This window comes from Streptomyces sp. NPDC007157, from assembly GCF_040634235.1.
Lineage (GTDB): Bacteria > Actinomycetota > Actinomycetes > Streptomycetales > Streptomycetaceae > Streptomyces.
Window position 1 is genome coordinate 1 of sequence record NZ_JBEYFE010000002.1, and the last position, 15728, is coordinate 15728.

A 15728-nucleotide genomic window follows, 5' to 3' on the forward strand; every position below is an offset into this window, starting at 1 on the left:
GCATCGCCTCGATGGTCTCCGGGGTCTGCACCTCGGGCCCGGTGTACGGGCTCGGCGCGGGTTTGCCGACGTACTCGGGGCGGCGCCGGTGCGCCCCGACGGCGTTGCCGTCCCCCGGTGTCACCAGGTGGTGGCCTTCTCCTGTGAGGGGAGGAGGATCCACAGCGCGATGTAGAGCAGGAACTGCGGGCCCGGCAGCAGGCAGGACAGCAGGAAGATCACCCGCATCGTGGTCGCGGAGGTGCCGAAGCGGCGGGCCAGCGCGGCGCACACTCCGCCGATCATGCGGCCATGGGTGGGGCGGGCGAGGCTGGACATCCGCGTCTCCTTCGTGAGTGTCCGGTGCGGTGGGCGACCGGTTCGAGGCGGCCCGTACGGCCCCTCATCTGCCCTCAACGGTACGGAGACGAACCGGGTCGAAGCGTCGCTCTACGGGGCGATCCCGACCCTGGGAATCGTCGGGGTACGACCCTGAGCCGCGTCCTCCTGGGGGAGGGGCGCGGGCCGCCGCCGAGCACCCCGCCGGCGCAGCCGGGAGCGGGTCGCCGGCACCACCGCCAGATGCGTGACGATCACACCGACCGTGTTCAGCAGGATCGAGTCGACGTCCACCACCCGCCCGGGCACCCCGGTCTGCAGCAGGGCTATGCCGAGCGAGATCAGGGCGCCGGTGGCGGCGGTGCCGATCAGGGAGGCGAGCGGGGAGACACGCAGCCGGCCGTGGACCAGCGGGAGCAGCACGCCCAGCGGGGCGAGCAGCGCGAGGCCCTCACCGATCCGGTGGGCCGCCTCGCGCGGGCCCAGCGCCAGGTCGGCGCGGATACCGGCGAACGGGTGCAGGTTGGCGGGCATCACCCACGGCACGTCCAGCGGCCGCAGCATCAGCCAGGCGACGAACGCGAGATGGGCGACAAGGAGGACACCCCCTGTCGCACGGACGCGGATCACGGCGCTGCCGCCGATGGAGCCTTGACGCTGCACGCCCCCGTAGACGCGCCCGCGCACACGAACGGTTCCGGATAGGTGGGTGAGGCCTCGGACACACGGCCCCTGAGGCGCGCCCCCGCAGGGGCGCGCGCCAGAGGCGCGGGGAACTGCGCGACCGGCCCCCACGGGCCGCACCCGCCGCGCAGCGCTCCCCGGCACCCCATCAGGCGTCGAACGCCCCTCAGCCGGAAGAAACCTCGGTGGACGGCGGCCGGTTCCCGCTCGGCGCGTTCCGGACCCCGTCCGTGCACTCGTACCGCAGCAGCGGCTCCCGCCCCGGCCCGCCCAGGATCACCGAACCGTCGCCCTCGGCCGCGGCCGAGTCGGAGAGCGTGCACACGATCTGGCCCAGCGCGTACGACGTCAGCTGGGCCGGCGACGTGCTCAGCCGCAGCGTGTCCTCGGGGTCCCCGGGCCGGGGCCCGACGACCGACATCCCGCCGCGCACGTACGTCGTGTAGCCCGCCGCCTTCTCGGCGGCCGTGGGCGTCTCCGCGAGCTGGTCCAGGAGCCCCTGGGCGACGATCACCCGTCGCTGCGCGTCCGCCGTGCCCTCCGGGACCCGCACCTCCCGGTCCACGGTCACCAGCGAGGAGCCGCACAGCAGGAACACCTGCACCGGCACCCCGCGCGCGGACTGCGCCGACAGATCCGGCTGGGTCATCGAGCAGGGCACCCGCGAGGGCGCCCCGCCGAAGTCGGTCGGCACCTCCGTGGCCCGGATCCCGCACCCGGAGAGCGCGAGCGCCAGCGCGGCGACGGCCAGGACTCTTCTTACGTGCATCAGGCGTCCTTCTCCCCGGCGTCCTGGCTCTCCGCGGTGAGCGTCGAGGCGTCCTGGGGCAGCCGCAGGGTGAACACCGCACCGCCCTCGGGGGAGTTGGCGGCGGTGATCGAGCCGCCGTGGATCCGGGCGTTCTCCGTCGCGATGGACAGGCCCAGGCCGCTGCCCTCGGAGCGCGGCCGGGAGGCGCTCGCCTTGTAGAACCGGTCGAAGACGTGCGGCAGGACGTCCTCCGGGATGCCCGGACCGTGGTCGCGTACGGCGATCACCAGGTCGCCGCCTTCTTCCTGGTCCATGCGCACCGACACCCGCACCGGCGAACCGCCGTGCTTGAGCGCGTTGCCGATCAGGTTGGCGAGGATGACGTCGAGGCGGCGCGGGTCGAGGCGGGCGTGGATGCCGCGCTCGGCGTCCAGCTCCACCGCGTCCAGCCAGGCCCGGGCGTCGATGCAGGCGGTGATCTGGTCGGCGATGTCGACGTCGTCGAGGACCAGCCGGGCCGTACCGGCGTCGAAGCGGGTGACCTCCATCAGGTTCTCGACGAGGTCGTTGAGGCGGCGCGTCTCGCTGACGACCAGCCGGACGGCGGGCTCGATCATCGGGTCCATCGACCCCGACTCCGCCTCCAGTTCCTCCTCCAGGATCTCGGTCACGGCGGTGATCGCGGTGAGCGGCGTACGGAGCTCATGGCTCATGTCGGCGACGAAGCGGCGCGAGGCGTCGTCGCGCGCGGCCATGTCGTCGACCCGTTTCTCCAGCGCTTCGGCCGCGTCGTTGAACGTCCGTGAGAGATCGGCGAGTTCGTCCGTGCCCGACACCCGCAGCCGGGTGTCCAGCTTGCCCTCGCCGAGTCGCCGCGCGGCGACTCCCAGCCGGTGCACGGGCTTCAGCACGGTCGTGGCGGCGGCCTGCGCGAGCAGCGCCGAGCCGATGAGTGCCAGCCCGGTGGCGATCCCCAGCGACCACGCCAGCGAGTTGAGGTCCTTCGCCTCCGGCTCCAGGGACTTCATCATGTAGCCGGACGGGCCGCCGCCGATCAGCCGGGTCCCGGCCACCAGGTACGGCGTGCCGTGGTCGACGACCCGCTGCCAGTACAGGTGGTACGCCGACTTGTTGGAGTCGGTCAGCTTCTGCTGCTTGTCGACGGCCGTGCGCAGCGACCGGGGCACGTCGCCGAGCGCGAACGCGCTCAGCCCGTCCGAACTGCCGTACACCGTCTTGCCGTTCGGGTCCTGGCCGACCAGTAACACGCTGAACCGCTGGCTGCTGCCGGCCATCTGCCCGGCCGTGCGCTGGAGTTCGTCCTGGGTGGGATGGACGGGCAGCGCTCCGGCCCGGTTCTGCATCTCCTGCTGGAAGTCGCGCAGCACCGCGTCCTGGGTACGGGTGAGCACGGCCTCGCGGTTCAGCCAGTACGCGATGCCGGACGCGGACACGGCCGCGGTCAGCGCGACGAGCCCGAAGACCACGACGAGCCGCAGCCGCAGACTGGTGAAACGCAGCCTGGACACAGCTCCCTTGCGATCCGCGGCCCAGCCGCGGAAACCCCCTTGCCGGTCCGTCACTGAGGGGCGTCCAGGCGGTAGCCGACACCACGCACGGTACGGATCAGGGTCGGGGAGGAGGGCACGTCCTCCACCTTGGCGCGCAGCCGCTGCACACAGGCGTCCACGAGCCGGGAGTCACCGAGGTAGTCGTGCTCCCAGACCAGCCGCAGCAGTTGCTGCCGGGACAGCGCCTGCCCGGGCCGCCGGCTCAGTTCGAGCAGCAGCCGCAGCTCGGTCGGTGTCAGCTGGAGGTCCTCGCCGTTCTTCGTCACGGTCATCGCGGACCGGTCGATGACGACGTTGCCGTAGGTCGCCGAGTCGCTGGACTCCCGCTCCCCGCGGCGCAGCACGGCCCGGATCCGGGCGTCGAGCACCCGGCCCTGGACGGGTTTGACGACATAGTCGTCGGCCCCGGACTCCAGCCCGACCACCACGTCGATGTCGTCGCTGCGCGCGGTCAGCAGAATGATCGGCAACTGGTCCGTGCGCCGGATCCGCCGGCACACCTCGAACCCGTCGATGCCGGGCAGCATGACGTCGAGGACGATCAGATCGGGCCGCTGCTCACGCAACAGCTTCAGACCGTCCTCACCGGTCGCAGCGGTGGCCACCCGGTGCCCCTGGCGCGTCAGTGAGAGCTCCAGGGCCGTACGGATGGCGTCGTCGTCCTCGATCAGCAACAGGGAAGGCACGGGCTCATTCTGGCCCATGCGGGGCCTGTCGTACGACCTGTGCGACCGGTAGCCGCCCGCAAACCTCCCTAGCGCCACCATCTGTGCATCTTGTGTGGACGCTCTGTGCCGAACCCCTGTGACAGGTCTGTGACAGTCGGCGGATACGGCCGTGAAGGTGGCCCGGCAGAGTTCTCGGCACAGGCAGGCGAGCGGAACGCGGCGAGCGGCCTGAGCAAGCCGAACTACCGGAAGTCCACGACGGGGGGCGCGAGATGAACACGCTGATCGGTCACAGCACCAGCGCAGTGATCACGCGTCTGCACGACGTGAACCGGGGTTCCGAGAAGTCCGGTGCCGTGAGCGGGCGGGGGTGCGCTCGCGGCGCCGGACGTCAGCACACCGCCTACATGACGGTGGTCGACGGCTTCACGGGGGACTCGCACGGGGGATCCGCATACGGGGAGGACACGGGGGAGCGGCGCTCGCTGACCGAGGCGGAGTTCACCGCCTACGTCCAGGAGCGCCGAGCCTCCCTGTACGCGACCGCCTACCACCTGACCGGTGACCGCTACGAGGCCGAGGACCTGCTGCAGAGCGCGCTGTTCTCGACGTACAAGGCGTGGGACCGGATCAGCGACAAGGCGGCCGTGGGCGGTTATCTGCGGCGGACGATGACCAACCTGCACATCAGCGCCTGGCGGCGCCGCAAGCTCAACGAGTACCCGACCGAGGAACTGCCGGAGACGCCCGGCGACACGGACGCGATGAGCGGCACCGAGCTGCGCGCGGTCCTGTGGCAGGCGCTGGCCCGGCTCCCCGAACTCCAGCGCACCATGCTGGTCCTGCGCTACTACGAGGGCCGCACGGACCCGGAGATCGCGGAGATCCTCGACATCAGTGTCGGCACGGTGAAGTCCAGCATCTGGCGGTCGCTCCGCCGGCTGCGCGAGGACGAGGTCCTCAGCTTCGGCCGTGACGAGGAGAGCGCCTTCGGGGAGCTTGTCGCCTGAAGGTAAGGGGATCCGGGGGGATCCCGACGGGGAGGGCCCGGGGGGACTCACGGGGGACGCGAGTCGGGGCCCACAGGGGAAGCGAGTCCGGGGGGACTCGCGGGGAAAGCACGGGGGAGCTCCGCCACGGGGGACACGGGGGTGTTCGGCGGAGCAACGGGGGAGCGGGACTGGAGGGCCGGGGGGTCCATCCAGTCCCGCTTTTTTTGCCTCTCGTACGGCTACGGCTGTGACGCCGGGGCCCGGTCCCGGGTGTCCCGGCCCACCGCGGCCGACGCCAGCCGGCCCAACGCCTCGTCCCGGTCGCACGGGTGTGCGCCCAGTGACACCTGGCGGGCCACGATCGTCCGCTCCGCGCGCATCAGCCGCCAGCCCCGGCGCAGCAGGAACGGCACCGACTTGCGGCCCTCCTTGAGATCGCGCAGGAAGCGCCGCCGGAAGGTCCGCATCGGGCCCCGGTTCAGGCAGAGCGCGTCGGCCAGCAGCCCCAGCTCCCGGCAGCGCTCCACTATCTCGGCGGCGAAGATGCCCTCCGCGATGAACAGCGGGGTACGGCCGATGTGCAGCGGTTCCTCGCCGGTACGGGCGCTCCGCGCGATGTCGTACACCGGCACCGGCGTCGACCCCGTGGCGCAGAGCCGGGCGATGGCCTCGACCGCGACCTCCGCGTCCCAGGACTCCGGGTGGTCCCAGTCGATGTCCGAACTCCCCGCCACCAGCGGCAGAGTCGGGTCGTCGCCCTCCTTGTAGAAGTCGTCGAGGCGCAGGACGGGCAGCCCGGAACGGGCGGCGACGAGTGACTTGCCCGAGCCCGAGGGGCCGCACAGCAGCACAACACGGGCGGGGGACGGGAGATGAAGGCTCACGGAACACCAGTTTGACGCATGGGGGGCCTGCTGCCGACCCCGCGGGTCGGCTTTGGAGCGTGAGTCACACCTCAACTACCCTGAGTGTCCACTCGATAACCCTGAGCACCCGAAGGTGGCATCAGCAATGGCCCGAACCGCGTCCTCCCCGCATCCGACCGCTCAGCGCGCCCTGGTCGCACTCGCCACGGCGGGGGTCGCGCTCGGCGCGGGCGCCACGACGGCCGCCGCGGACACCCAGCACGTCATGGACCCCCTGGCGCGGACCCGGTCCAGCTCGCTCGGTCACATCGACCCGCAGGCGGGCATGCAGGCGCTGGGGACCGTACTGCCGTATGTCACGGGGCCGGTGGCCGGGCTGAAGCCCAACCCGCTGGCGGGCACGGGTGTCGACCCGCTGGACAACGCGGTGGGGACGCGGGTGGCGGACTTCCGGCCGGTGTCGTCGAAGATGCTGACGGGGCCGGTGGCGCAGGCGTCGTCGGTCGGGGAGATTCCGGTGCTGGGACAGGCACTGGGAAACGCGGGGAGTTGAGCGCCCCGTAAGGGGCGTGGGGAACTGCGCGACCGGCCACGGCGGCCCGCAGTTCCCCACGCACGGATACGGATCAGCAGGAAGACCCTGACGCGTCAGTAGGAAGACCCTGACGCGCCCAGCGCCCCCGTCGGGTGCCAGACCGTCTTCGTCTCCAGGAACGCCGTCAGGCGGTCGAGGCACGGCGTCGCCGTCCAGTCGTCCACAGGCTGTGGACGAAGTACGCGCTTGAGGTTGTCGGCCGCCGCGATCTCCAGCTCCTTCGCCAGCGCCTCGTCGGCGCCCGCGAGGTCGATCGCGTTGACGTCCTGGTGGGCGGCGAGGGGCGCCGCGATCTCCGCCGTACGGCCGGAGAGGACGTTGACCACTCCGCCGGGTACGTCGGAGGTGGCGAGCACCTCGGCCAGGGAGAGCGCCGGGAGCGGGGACTTCTCACTGGCGACGACGACCGCGGTGTTGCCGGTCGCGATCACGGGCGCGACCACGGACACCAGGCCCAGGAACGACGACTCCTGCGGGGCCAGGACGGCCACCACACCGGTCGGCTCGGGGGAGGAGAGGTTGAAGAACGGGCCCGCGACCGGGTTGCCGCCGCCGACCACCTGGGCGATCTTGTCGGTCCAGCCCGCATACCAGACCCAGCGGTCGATGGTCGCGTCCACGACCGCGGCGGCCTTCGACTTGCCGAGGCCCTCCGCGTTCGCGACCTCGCGCACGAACTGGTCCCGGCGGCCCTCCAGCATCTCCGCGACGCGGTAGAGGACCTGACCGCGGTTGTAGGCCGTGGCCCCGGACCAGCCGCCGAACGCCTTGCGCGCGGCGACCACCGCGTCCCGGGCGTCCTTGCGGCTGGCAAGCGGTGCGTTGGCCAGCCAGTCGCCCTTCCCCGCCGCGTCAGCGGCTGATGGCTTCGTCGTCACCTCGTACACCCGGCCGCTCTCGGAACGCGGGAACTTCCCGCCGACGTACAGCTTGTAGGTCTTGAAGACGCTCAAACGGTTGTCAGACATCGAGGTACGCCTCCAGGCCGTGGCGGCCGCCCTCGCGGCCGTAACCCGACTCCTTGTAACCGCCGAACGGCGAGGTGGGGTCGAACTTGTTGAACGTGTTGGACCAGATGACGCCCGCGCGCAGCTTGGCCGCGACGGCCAGGATCCGGGACCCCTTCTCCGTCCAGATGCCGGCGGAGAGGCCGTACGGGGTGTTGTTGGCCTTCGCCACCGCCTCGTCCGGGGTGCGGAAGGTCAGGACCGACAGCACCGGGCCGAAGATCTCGTCGCGGGCGACGGTGTGCGCCTGGGTGACGTTGGTGAAGAGCGTCGGGGCGAACCAGTAGCCGGCGGACGGCATCTCACAGGCCGGGGACCAGCGCTCGGCGCCCTCCGCCTCGCCCTGCTCGACGAGCGAGGTGATGCGGGAGAGCTGCTCGGCGGAGTTGATCGCGCCGATGTCGGTGTTCTTGTCCAGCGGGTCGCCGAGGCGAAGCGTGGACAGGCGGCGCTTCAGGGAGTCGAGCAGCTCGTCGTGGATCGACTCCTGGACGAGCAGCCGGGAGCCCGCGCAGCAGACCTGGCCCTGGTTGAAGAAGATGCCGTTGACGATGCCCTCGACGGCCTGGTCGATGGGGGCGTCGTCGAAGACGATGTTCGCGCCCTTGCCGCCCAGTTCGAGGGTGAGCTTCTTGCGGCTGCCCGCGACCGTGCGCGCGATCTCCTTGCCGACGGCGGTGGAGCCGGTGAAGGCGACCTTGTTCACGTCCGGGTGGGCGACGAGCGCGGCGCCCGCGTCGCCGTAGCCGGGGAGGATGTTGACGACGCCCTTGGGCAGGCCCGCCTGGCGGCAGATGTCCGCGAAGAAGAGCGCCGACAGGGGCGTGGTCTCCGCCGGCTTGAGGACGACCGTGTTGCCGGTGGCCAGCGCCGGGGCGATCTTCCACGCCAGCATCAGCAGCGGGAAGTTCCAGGGGATGACCTGGCCGGCCACGCCGAGCGGCCGCGGGTCCGCGCCGAAGCCGGCGTGGTCGAGCTTGTCGGCCCAGCCCGCGTAGTAGAAGAAGTGCGCGGCGACCAGGGGGAGGTCGGCGTCGCGGGTCTCCTTGATGGGCTTGCCGTTGTCCAGCGTCTCCAGGACGGCCAGCTCACGGCTGCGCTCCTGGATGATGCGGGCGATGCGGAACAGGTACTTGGCGCGCTCGGAGCCCGGCAGCGCGGACCACTTCTCGAAGGCCTTGCGGGCGGCCTTGACAGCCCGCTCGACGTCCTCGGCACCCGCGCGGGCGACCTCGGAGAGGACCTCCTCGGTGCTCGGGCTGACGGTCTTGAAGACCTTGCCGTCGGCCGCGTCGGTGAACTCGCCGTCGATGAAGAGGCCGTAGGAGGGCGCGATGTCGACGACGGAGCGGGACTCGGGCGCCGGTGCGTACTCGAATGCGGTGGTCATCTTTTCCTTGGCCATGGTGATCAGTCCACCGTCACGTAGTCGGGGCCGGAGTAGCGGCCGGTGGCCAGCTTCTGACGCTGCATCAGCAGGTCGTTCAGGAGCGAGGAGGCACCGAAGCGGAACCAGTGGTTGTCCAGCCAGTCCGCGCCCGCCGTCTCGTTCACCAGGACCAGGAACTTGATCGCGTCCTTGCTGGTGCGGATGCCGCCGGCGGGCTTGACGCCGACCTGGACACCGGTCTGCGCGCGGAAGTCGCGCACGGCCTCCAGCATGAGCAGCGTGTTCGCGGGCGTCGCGTTCACCGCGACCTTGCCGGTGGACGTCTTGATGAAGTCGGCGCCGGCGAGCATGCCCAGCCAGGAGGCCCGGCGGATGTTGTCGTACGTCGACAGCTCGCCGGTCTCGAAGATGACCTTGAGCCGGGCGGCGCCCGAGGCCTCCTTCACGGCGACGATCTCCTCGTACACCTTGGCGTAGTTCCCCGCGAGGAACGCCCCGCGGTCGATGACCATGTCGATCTCGTCGGCACCCGCGGCCACGGCGTCCCGCACGTCGGCGAGCTTGACCGGCAGGGCCGCGCGGCCCGCCGGGAAGGCGGTGGCGACCGAGGCGACCTTGACGCCGGAGCCGGCGACGGCCTCCTTGGCGGTGGCCACCATGTCGGGATAGACGCAGACGGCGGCCGTGGCGGGGGTCGTACGGTCCGTCGGGTCCGGGTGGACCGCCTTGGCGCCGAGCGCCCGGACCTTGCCCGGGGTGTCCGCGCCTTCCAGCGTCGTCAGGTCGACCATCGAGATGGCGAGGTCGATGGCGTACGCCTTCGCGGTGGTCTTGATGGAACGGGTGCCGAGCGAGGCGGCACGTGCCTCCAGGCCGACCGCGTCGACGCCGGGCAGCCCGTGGAGGAAGCGGCGCAGCGTGCTGTCGGACGCGGTGACGTCAGCAAGTGCGTGGGGTGCGGTGGTGGGCATGGTCACCACCCGAGCATATCTACGCGCGTAGCGGCTGTACACCCCGAGGGAACGGTTCTTCTCGGCGCACGGGAGCGGCACCGCGTGCGGTGGGGCCCGGCCCTGTGCCGTGAGGCGTGCAGGCGGGGGTGCGGGCGGCCCGTGCGCGGGCGTGGCCGGGTCGCACGCGGTGCCCGACCGCGTCCCGGGCGGCGGCCGGGCGCATGGCTGAGGCAGAATCGGCGCATGACCTCGCCCCTCGTCAAGGACCACGCCTACCGATCGCCGCAGGCGCTGGTCGGCGGAGTATTCCTGCTCGGCATCATCGGCTGGCTCGGCTTCGACGCGCTGTTCCGGGGGCACGGCCACACGCCGTGGCTCGCGCTCGCCACGATGATCCTGGTCGTGCCGCTGGTGGTCGCCTTCACCCTGCGCCCGGCCGTGTTCGCGGGACAGGACCGGCTGCGGGTGCGCAACCCGTTCCGGGTGGTCACGATCCCGTGGGGGGAGATCGCCGGCCTGCGCTCCGGCTATTCGAACGAGGTCGTGACCAAGGACGGCGCGAAGTACCAGCTGTGGGCAGTCCCGGTGTCCCTGCGCGGCCGGAAGAAGGCGGCGCGCCGGCAGGCCAAGGTGGCGTCGGACGCGCGGCGCGGGCGCACCGGGTCCGCGGGCGGCGGGTTCGGCGGCCTCGGCGGCTTCACCACGGGCACCGGCTTCGGCGGCCTGCGGCCCCCGTCCCCCGGGGAGGGGGACGGCCCGGTGCGCGCGGAGACCGACAAGGTCATGGACGAACTGCGGGAGATGCTGGAGAACCGGGGCCAGGCCGAGTCCGCGCAGGGCGGGATCACGGTCCGCTGGGCGTACGAGGTGGCTGCCCCGGCGATCGCGGGCGCGGTACTCCTGGCGATCCTGCTGGCGATGGACTGACCGGCACGTGCACACTGCCGGGCCCCCGTGGCGGGTGGCCCGGCACCGTTGTTCAGGGGCTCACCCGGTCGGGGTCGGGGGTTGGCGGACGTCGACTGTTCAGGGGGTCACTCGGTCCGGGGTCCGGGGTAGGCGGACGTCGACGTGGTCGGACGGGGAGACCGCGGCGGCGGTCGTGGCCGAGAAGCGACCGAAGGCCCAGCTCCCCATGAATCACGGGGCGCTCGGCCACACCAGCAGCATGTACGCACCGCAGTACGCAGACCCCGCCACCGCGGCCGTCAGCGCGAGCACCCGCAACCGCAGTGAGGCGCGGGCGAGATACCCGGCGACGGGCAGCAGCAGCGGGAAGCCGGGGAGGAGGAAGCGGGCCCGCGGGAAGTAGACGCCCCCGCTGGCCACCACGATCACCAGCAGGACCGCGCCGTACACCAGCAGCGGCACCGGCTGCCGGTCCGCCACCGCGAGCCCGAACAGCACGACCGACGCGAGCATCGTCAGGCTCACCACGATCAGGAACAGCTCCGGCCGCGGGACCTGCCCGAACAGGTGCCGCAGCCAGCGCACGGTCTCCGCCCCGCCGTCCAGCTCGTTGTGCCACATCCGCTGTACGGCGAAGTAGCCGTCCCAGCGGCCGAGTCTGACGCCCACCCAGCCGACGTACGCGCACCAGCCGAGGGGGGCCGCCAGGGCCGCCGTCAGGGCGCGGGCCGAGAAGCGGCTGCGCAGGGAGAGCAGCGCGGTGACCGTCACCGCGGCGGCCACCGCGATGCCGGTCGGCCTTGTCAGCCCCGCCAGTACCGAGCCCGTCGCCGCCCACAGCCAGCGCTCAGCGAGCACCGCGTACAGCGTCCACGCGGCGAACGCCGTGAACAGCGACTCGGTGTAGCCCATCCACTGCACCAGACCCACCGGGTACGCCGCCCACAACACGGTGAGCAGCACCCCGACCCGCCGCCCGCCCAGCCGGTCGCCCACCGCGAACACGCCCCAGGCCGCGACCAGCGACGCCAGCCAGGCGAGTCCGAGCCCGGTACTGGCCCGGGTGCCCGGGGTCAGCACGGCCACGGCCTTGACCAGCAGCGGATACAGCGGGAAGAACGCCAGGTTGTTGTGGTCGTAGGCGATGCCGAGGGTGTGCGTGTACCCGTGGTCGGCGATCCCCAGATACCAGCGGGAGTCCCACTGCGTCGCCAGCATCGGCCACACGCCGTGGTGCCGCCGGTGTGCCCACACGGCGAGGAACACCAGACCGGTGAGGCGTACGGCGAGATACCCGGCGAGGGCCGGGGCCGCCCGGCGCAGCGCGTGGCGGGGGACGCCCGCGGTGGGGAGGTGGGGTCGTCGGGAGCCCGGGATGTGTCCGCTGGGGGCGGTGTCGGGGGCGGTCGAGGACACGGCGGCGGCTCCAGACTCCGGTACGACGGCGGTGGCGGGCGTTACCCGACCACCGTTTCCCGGTCACCGGGGCACGGCGTGGAGCCCGGGTCAACTACCGCCGGGAAATCACCCGATGGGGTGCTACGGACCCGTACCTGGGCCAACGAGCGTGGGCCGTCAACGAGCGTGGGTCAACGAGCGTGGGCCGCCAACGAACGTGGGTCAACGAACGTAGGCCAACGGACGTGGGTCAACGAACGTGGGCCAACGGACGTGGGTCAACGGACGTGGGCCAACGGACGTGGGCCGCGAACGAACGTAGGTCAACGAGCGTGGGTCAACGGACGTGGGCCAACAGACGTGGGTCAACGAACGTGGGCCAACAGACGTGGGTCAACGAACGTAGGTCAACGAACGTGGGCCAACGGACGTGGGCCGACGAAAAGGTCCGGTCCGTTCGCCGTTCGGCGGTGGGCCGAGGGGCGCCCGGGGGCGCCCCTCGGTTCAGATGCCGGCTGCTGCGGAGAGGTCGCGCTTGATCCCGGCCAGGATCTCGGCCGCCTTGGCCCGGGCCGCCGGGAGGTCGGCGTGCCTGGCCACCGGGACGACCACTTCCAGGTAGCACTTCAGCTTGGGCTCGGTGCCGCTGGGGCGGACGACGACCCGGGCGCCGGTGAGCGTGTAGCGCAGGCCGTCGGTGGGCGGGAGCCGGTCCGTGCCGCGGGTCAGGTCCTCCGCGTCGGTGACGGGGAGGCCGGCGAGTGCGGTCGGCGGCTGCTCGCGGAGCCTGCGCATGGCGTCGGCGATGACGGAGAGGTCCTCGACGCGGACCGAGAGCTGGTCGGTGGCGTGCAGGCCGTGCTCCACGGCGAGGTCGTCGAGGAGATCGAGGAGGGTACGGCCCTCCTCCTTGAGGACCGAGGCCAGCTCGGTGATCAGGAGCGCGGCGGTGATGCCGTCCTTGTCGCGGACGCCGTCGGGGTCGACGCAGTAGCCGAGGGCCTCCTCGTAGCCGTAGCGCAGGCCGTCGACGCGGGCGATCCACTTGAAGCCGGTGAGGGTCTCCTCGTAGGGCAGTCCCGCCTTCTCGGCGATCCGGCCGAGGAGGGAGGAGGAGACGATCGACTCGGCGAACACGCCGGTGACGCCGCGGCGGACCAGGTGGGCGGCGAGGAGGGCGCCGACCTCGTCGCCGCGCAGCATGCGCCATGCGCCGTCGTCCTTGACGGCGGCGGCGCAGCGGTCGGCGTCCGGGTCGTTGGCGATGATCAGGTCGGGGTCGGTCTCGCGGGCCTTCGCGAAGGAGAGGTCCATCGCGCCGGGCTCTTCCGGGTTGGGGAAGGCGACGGTCGGGAAGTCCGGGTCCGGGTCGGCCTGCTCCGGGACGAGGACCGGCTCGGGGAAGCCGGCGCGGGCGAAGGCGGCGAGGAGGGTGTCCTTGCCGACGCCGTGCATGGCCGTGTAGACGGTCCGCGCGGTGCGGGGGGAGCCGGGGGCCAGGACGGCGTCCGTACGGGCCAGGTAGGCGTCCAGGACGGTGTCGTCGAGGGTTTCCCAGCCGGTGTCGGGGCGGGGGACGTCGTGGAGGGTCGCGATCGCGTGGATCTCGGCGGCGATCTCCGCGTCGGCGGGCGGGACGATCTGGGAGCCGTCGCCGAGGTAGACCTTGTAGCCGTTGTCGCGGGGCGGGTTGTGGCTGGCGGTGACCTCCACACCGGCGACCGCGCCCAGGTGCCGTATGGCGAACGCCAGCACCGGGGTGGGGAGGGGGCGGGGGAGGACGACGGCGTGGAGCCCGGCGCCGGTCATGACGGCCGCGGTGTCGCGGGCGAAGTCGGCGGACTTGTGGCGGGCGTCGTAGCCGATGACGACGGTGCCGGTGCCTTGGCCGTGGTTCTTCAGGTATGCGGCGAGGCCGGCGGCGGCGCGGATGACGACGGTGCGGTTCATGCGCATCGGGCCGGCGCCGAGTTCGCCGCGGAGGCCGGCGGTGCCGAACTGGAGGGTGCCGGCGAAGCGGTCCGACAGTTCGGTGGTGTCACCGGCGTCGATCAGCTTGGCCAGCTCGTCGCGGGTGTCCGGGTCCGGGTCCTCGGCCAGCCAGGTCCTGGCCCGGGCGATGAGATCGTCTTGCACGGTCGTCGTCCAACCTCTCGTGGTGTGCCTGCGGCGCCGGTGCTGCTTCGGTGGGGGTGCGCGTAGCGCCTACGGGTGGTGGTGAGTCGGGGCCGGGGCGGGGAGTCTCCGTCCTCGGACCGGCGGTGCTGTCTCTCTTACCGCACAGGGCGACGGGCGCCGGCCGCTGCGGGCGGAAACTCCCCACCCCGTCCCCTTCCCACCGCGTGCGACCGACGGTCCGACTCCCGACGGTCCGACTCGTTCCCCCGCCGCGGGGGAGCGGCGATCGGCGGTCCGTTCCGTCCTCCCCGCCGCATGCGGCCGACGGTCTGTTCCGTTCCTGCCGGGGCGTGCGATCGGCGGTCCGTTTCGTTCCTGCCGGGGCGTTGCGATCGGCGATCCGTCTTGCCCCCTACCCGCCGCGTGCGGCCGACGGTCCGTCTCGTTCCCGCTGCCGTCTGGGATCGGTGATCCGTTGTGGGCTGCGGGCGGTCGGTGACTCGTCTTGGGTGGGGGACGCCGGTGACTCGTCGCCGTCGTCGGCCCGGCGGGCCGTTGTCGTGCCGGGTGTCCGTACCCAGGCGGGGGCGCGGGGAACTGCGCGACCGGCCACGGTGGGGCCGCACTCGCTCTGCGACCTTCCGTGGCACCCCCTGCCGCGTCTCTCAGATCCGGCCCAGTACCTGCGCGAGCAGCTCGCCCATCCGCGACGCCGAGTCGCGGCCCGCCTGGAGGACCTCCTCGTGGTTGAGGGGCTCGCCGGTCATGCCCGCCGCCAGGTTCGTCACCAGGGAGATGCCCAGGACCTCGGCGCCCGCCTCGCGCGCAGCGATCGCTTCCAGGACCGTCGACATGCCCACCAGGTCCGCGCCGATGACGCGGGCCATGCGGATCTCGGCCGGGGTCTCGTAGTGCGGGCCGGGGAACTGCGCGTAGACGCCCTCTTCGAGGGTGGGGTCGATCTCCTTGCACAGGGCGCGCAGGCGGGGCGAGTAGAGGTCCGTCAGGTCGACGAAGTTCGCGCCGACGATCGGGGAGGTCGCCGTGAGGTTGATGTGGTCGCTGATGAGGACCGGCTGGCCGGGGCGCATGCCCTCGCGCAGGCCGCCGCAGCCGTTGGTGAGGACGATGGTCTTGCAGCCGGCGGCGACGGCGGTGCGGACGCCGTGCGCGACGGCGGCGACACCGCGGCCCTCGTAATAGTGCGTGCGGCCCAGGAAGACCAGCGCGCGCTTGTCCCCGAAGGAGTACGAGCGGATCTTGCCCCCGTGCCCCTCGACGGCCGGCGGCGGGAAGCCGGGCAGCTCGGTGACCTGGAACTCGGCGTCGGGAGCGCCCAGGGCGTCGACGGCCGGAGCCCAGCCGGAGCCCATCACGAGGGCGACGTCGTGGGTCTCGGCGCCCGTGAGCTCGCGCAGGCGCGCGGCGGCCGCCCCGGCAGCGGCATGGGGGTCGCCCTGGATGTCGTCCGGAAGAAGAGATGCGTTCACGCGGATGAGAGTAGCCGG

General features: G+C 72.1%; 15 protein-coding genes and 1 pseudogene. 3 read left to right on the forward strand and 13 right to left on the reverse strand.

Features of this window, described 5'->3' with window-relative positions; genetic code table 11:
- The 6 genes and pseudogenes from ABZ642_RS02900 to afsQ1 all read right to left on the reverse strand — a co-directional run.
- A pseudogene (locus tag ABZ642_RS02900) lies at positions 1–127 on the reverse strand (type I methionyl aminopeptidase); the annotation flags it as partial.
- Positions 121–318: a PspC domain-containing protein gene (locus ABZ642_RS02905; RefSeq protein WP_360476099.1), complete on the reverse strand. Its 198-nt coding sequence runs from the start codon at positions 316–318 to the stop codon at positions 121–123. The gene ABZ642_RS02905 and the pseudogene ABZ642_RS02900, both read right to left, overlap by 7 nt.
- A 111-nt stretch (positions 319–429) precedes the next feature.
- Positions 430–981, reverse strand: a complete 552-nt coding sequence (locus ABZ642_RS02910; RefSeq protein WP_360476102.1) for a VanZ family protein — start codon at positions 979–981, stop codon at positions 430–432.
- A 187-nt stretch (positions 982–1168) separates the two neighbouring features.
- Positions 1169–1771, reverse strand: a complete 603-nt coding sequence (locus tag ABZ642_RS02915; RefSeq protein WP_360476105.1) for a hypothetical protein — start codon at positions 1769–1771, stop codon at positions 1169–1171.
- Positions 1771–3336, reverse strand: coding sequence for a HAMP domain-containing sensor histidine kinase (locus ABZ642_RS02920; protein WP_360476108.1), 1566 nt, complete (start codon positions 3334–3336; stop codon positions 1771–1773). The genes ABZ642_RS02915 and ABZ642_RS02920 overlap by 1 nt, the downstream gene beginning before the upstream one ends.
- The gene (gene afsQ1, locus ABZ642_RS02925) at positions 3333–4010 is read right to left on the reverse strand and encodes a two-component system response regulator AfsQ1 (RefSeq protein ID WP_174855921.1); all 678 of its coding nucleotides are present in this window, start codon (positions 4008–4010) and stop codon (positions 3333–3335) included. The genes ABZ642_RS02920 and afsQ1 overlap by 4 nt, the downstream gene beginning before the upstream one ends.
- A 254-nt stretch (positions 4011–4264) precedes the next feature.
- On the opposite strand from afsQ1, the gene ABZ642_RS02930 reads away from it, so the two are divergent.
- Positions 4265–5002 (forward strand): SigE family RNA polymerase sigma factor, encoded by a 738-nt coding sequence (locus tag ABZ642_RS02930; protein ID WP_360476111.1) that lies wholly within the window; start codon positions 4265–4267, stop codon positions 5000–5002.
- A gap of 221 nt (positions 5003–5223) precedes the next feature.
- Here the strand turns inward: ABZ642_RS02930 and ABZ642_RS02935 are convergent, their stop codons facing one another.
- Positions 5224–5868: a uridine kinase gene (locus ABZ642_RS02935; protein WP_360476114.1), complete on the reverse strand. Its 645-nt coding sequence runs from the start codon at positions 5866–5868 to the stop codon at positions 5224–5226.
- A gap of 127 nt (positions 5869–5995) precedes the next feature.
- Between ABZ642_RS02935 and ABZ642_RS02940 the strand changes: the two genes are divergently transcribed.
- Positions 5996–6403: a hypothetical protein gene (locus tag ABZ642_RS02940; RefSeq protein WP_360476117.1), complete on the forward strand. Its 408-nt coding sequence runs from the start codon at positions 5996–5998 to the stop codon at positions 6401–6403.
- A 95-nt stretch (positions 6404–6498) separates the two neighbouring features.
- Here ABZ642_RS02940 and ABZ642_RS02945 read toward each other — a convergent pair whose 3' ends face one another.
- The 3 genes from ABZ642_RS02945 to deoC are packed head-to-tail and all read right to left on the reverse strand — an operon-like array spanning position 6499 to position 9819.
- Complete coding sequence (locus ABZ642_RS02945; RefSeq protein WP_360476120.1) at positions 6499–7413, reverse strand: aldehyde dehydrogenase family protein; 915 nt, start codon at positions 7411–7413, stop codon at positions 6499–6501.
- Positions 7406–8842 carry an aldehyde dehydrogenase family protein gene (locus ABZ642_RS02950; RefSeq protein WP_360476123.1) on the reverse strand — a complete coding sequence of 479 codons (1437 nt, stop codon included), beginning with the start codon at positions 8840–8842 and terminating at the stop codon, positions 7406–7408. Before ABZ642_RS02950 ends, ABZ642_RS02945 begins: the two co-directional genes overlap by 8 nt.
- A gap of 20 nt (positions 8843–8862) precedes the next feature.
- A complete protein-coding gene (deoC, locus tag ABZ642_RS02955; protein WP_360476126.1) occupies positions 8863–9819 on the reverse strand; it encodes a deoxyribose-phosphate aldolase in 957 nt (318 codons plus the stop codon).
- A gap of 219 nt (positions 9820–10038) precedes the next feature.
- Between deoC and ABZ642_RS02960 the strand changes: the two genes are divergently transcribed.
- Positions 10039–10722, forward strand: coding sequence for a PH domain-containing protein (locus tag ABZ642_RS02960; protein WP_360476129.1), 684 nt, complete (start codon positions 10039–10041; stop codon positions 10720–10722).
- A gap of 213 nt (positions 10723–10935) precedes the next feature.
- On the opposite strand, the gene ABZ642_RS02965 is transcribed toward ABZ642_RS02960, so the two are convergent.
- From ABZ642_RS02965 to ABZ642_RS02975, 3 genes are all read right to left on the reverse strand, one after another.
- Positions 10936–12081 carry a hypothetical protein gene (locus ABZ642_RS02965; RefSeq protein ID WP_360477557.1) on the reverse strand — a complete coding sequence of 382 codons (1146 nt, stop codon included), beginning with the start codon at positions 12079–12081 and terminating at the stop codon, positions 10936–10938.
- A gap of 525 nt (positions 12082–12606) precedes the next feature.
- The gene (locus tag ABZ642_RS02970; RefSeq protein ID WP_360476132.1) at positions 12607–14238 is read right to left on the reverse strand and encodes a phospho-sugar mutase; all 1632 of its coding nucleotides are present in this window, start codon (positions 14236–14238) and stop codon (positions 12607–12609) included.
- Positions 14239–14885: 647 nt separating this feature from the next.
- Positions 14886–15710: a purine-nucleoside phosphorylase gene (locus ABZ642_RS02975; protein ID WP_360476134.1), complete on the reverse strand. Its 825-nt coding sequence runs from the start codon at positions 15708–15710 to the stop codon at positions 14886–14888.
- Positions 15711–15728: the final 18 nt, after the last annotated feature.

Excerpts from the sequence above, each read along its gene's own strand:
- ABZ642_RS02905 (WP_360476099.1), bottom strand. The coding sequence starts at position 318 with ATGTCCAGCCTCGCCCGCCCCACCCATGGCCGCATGATCGGCGGAGTG.
- ABZ642_RS02915 (WP_360476105.1), bottom strand. The coding sequence starts at position 1,771 with ATGCACGTAAGAAGAGTCCTGGCCGTCGCCGCGCTGGCGCTCGCGCTC.
- ABZ642_RS02930 (WP_360476111.1), top strand. The coding sequence starts at position 4,265 with ATGAACACGCTGATCGGTCACAGCACCAGCGCAGTGATCACGCGTCTG.
- ABZ642_RS02940 (WP_360476117.1), top strand. The coding sequence starts at position 5,996 with ATGGCCCGAACCGCGTCCTCCCCGCATCCGACCGCTCAGCGCGCCCTG.
- ABZ642_RS02945 (WP_360476120.1), bottom strand. The coding sequence starts at position 7,413 with ATGTCTGACAACCGTTTGAGCGTCTTCAAGACCTACAAGCTGTACGTC.
- ABZ642_RS02950 (WP_360476123.1), bottom strand. The coding sequence starts at position 8,842 with ATGACCACCGCATTCGAGTACGCACCGGCGCCCGAGTCCCGCTCCGTC.
- ABZ642_RS02960 (WP_360476129.1), top strand. The coding sequence starts at position 10,039 with ATGACCTCGCCCCTCGTCAAGGACCACGCCTACCGATCGCCGCAGGCG.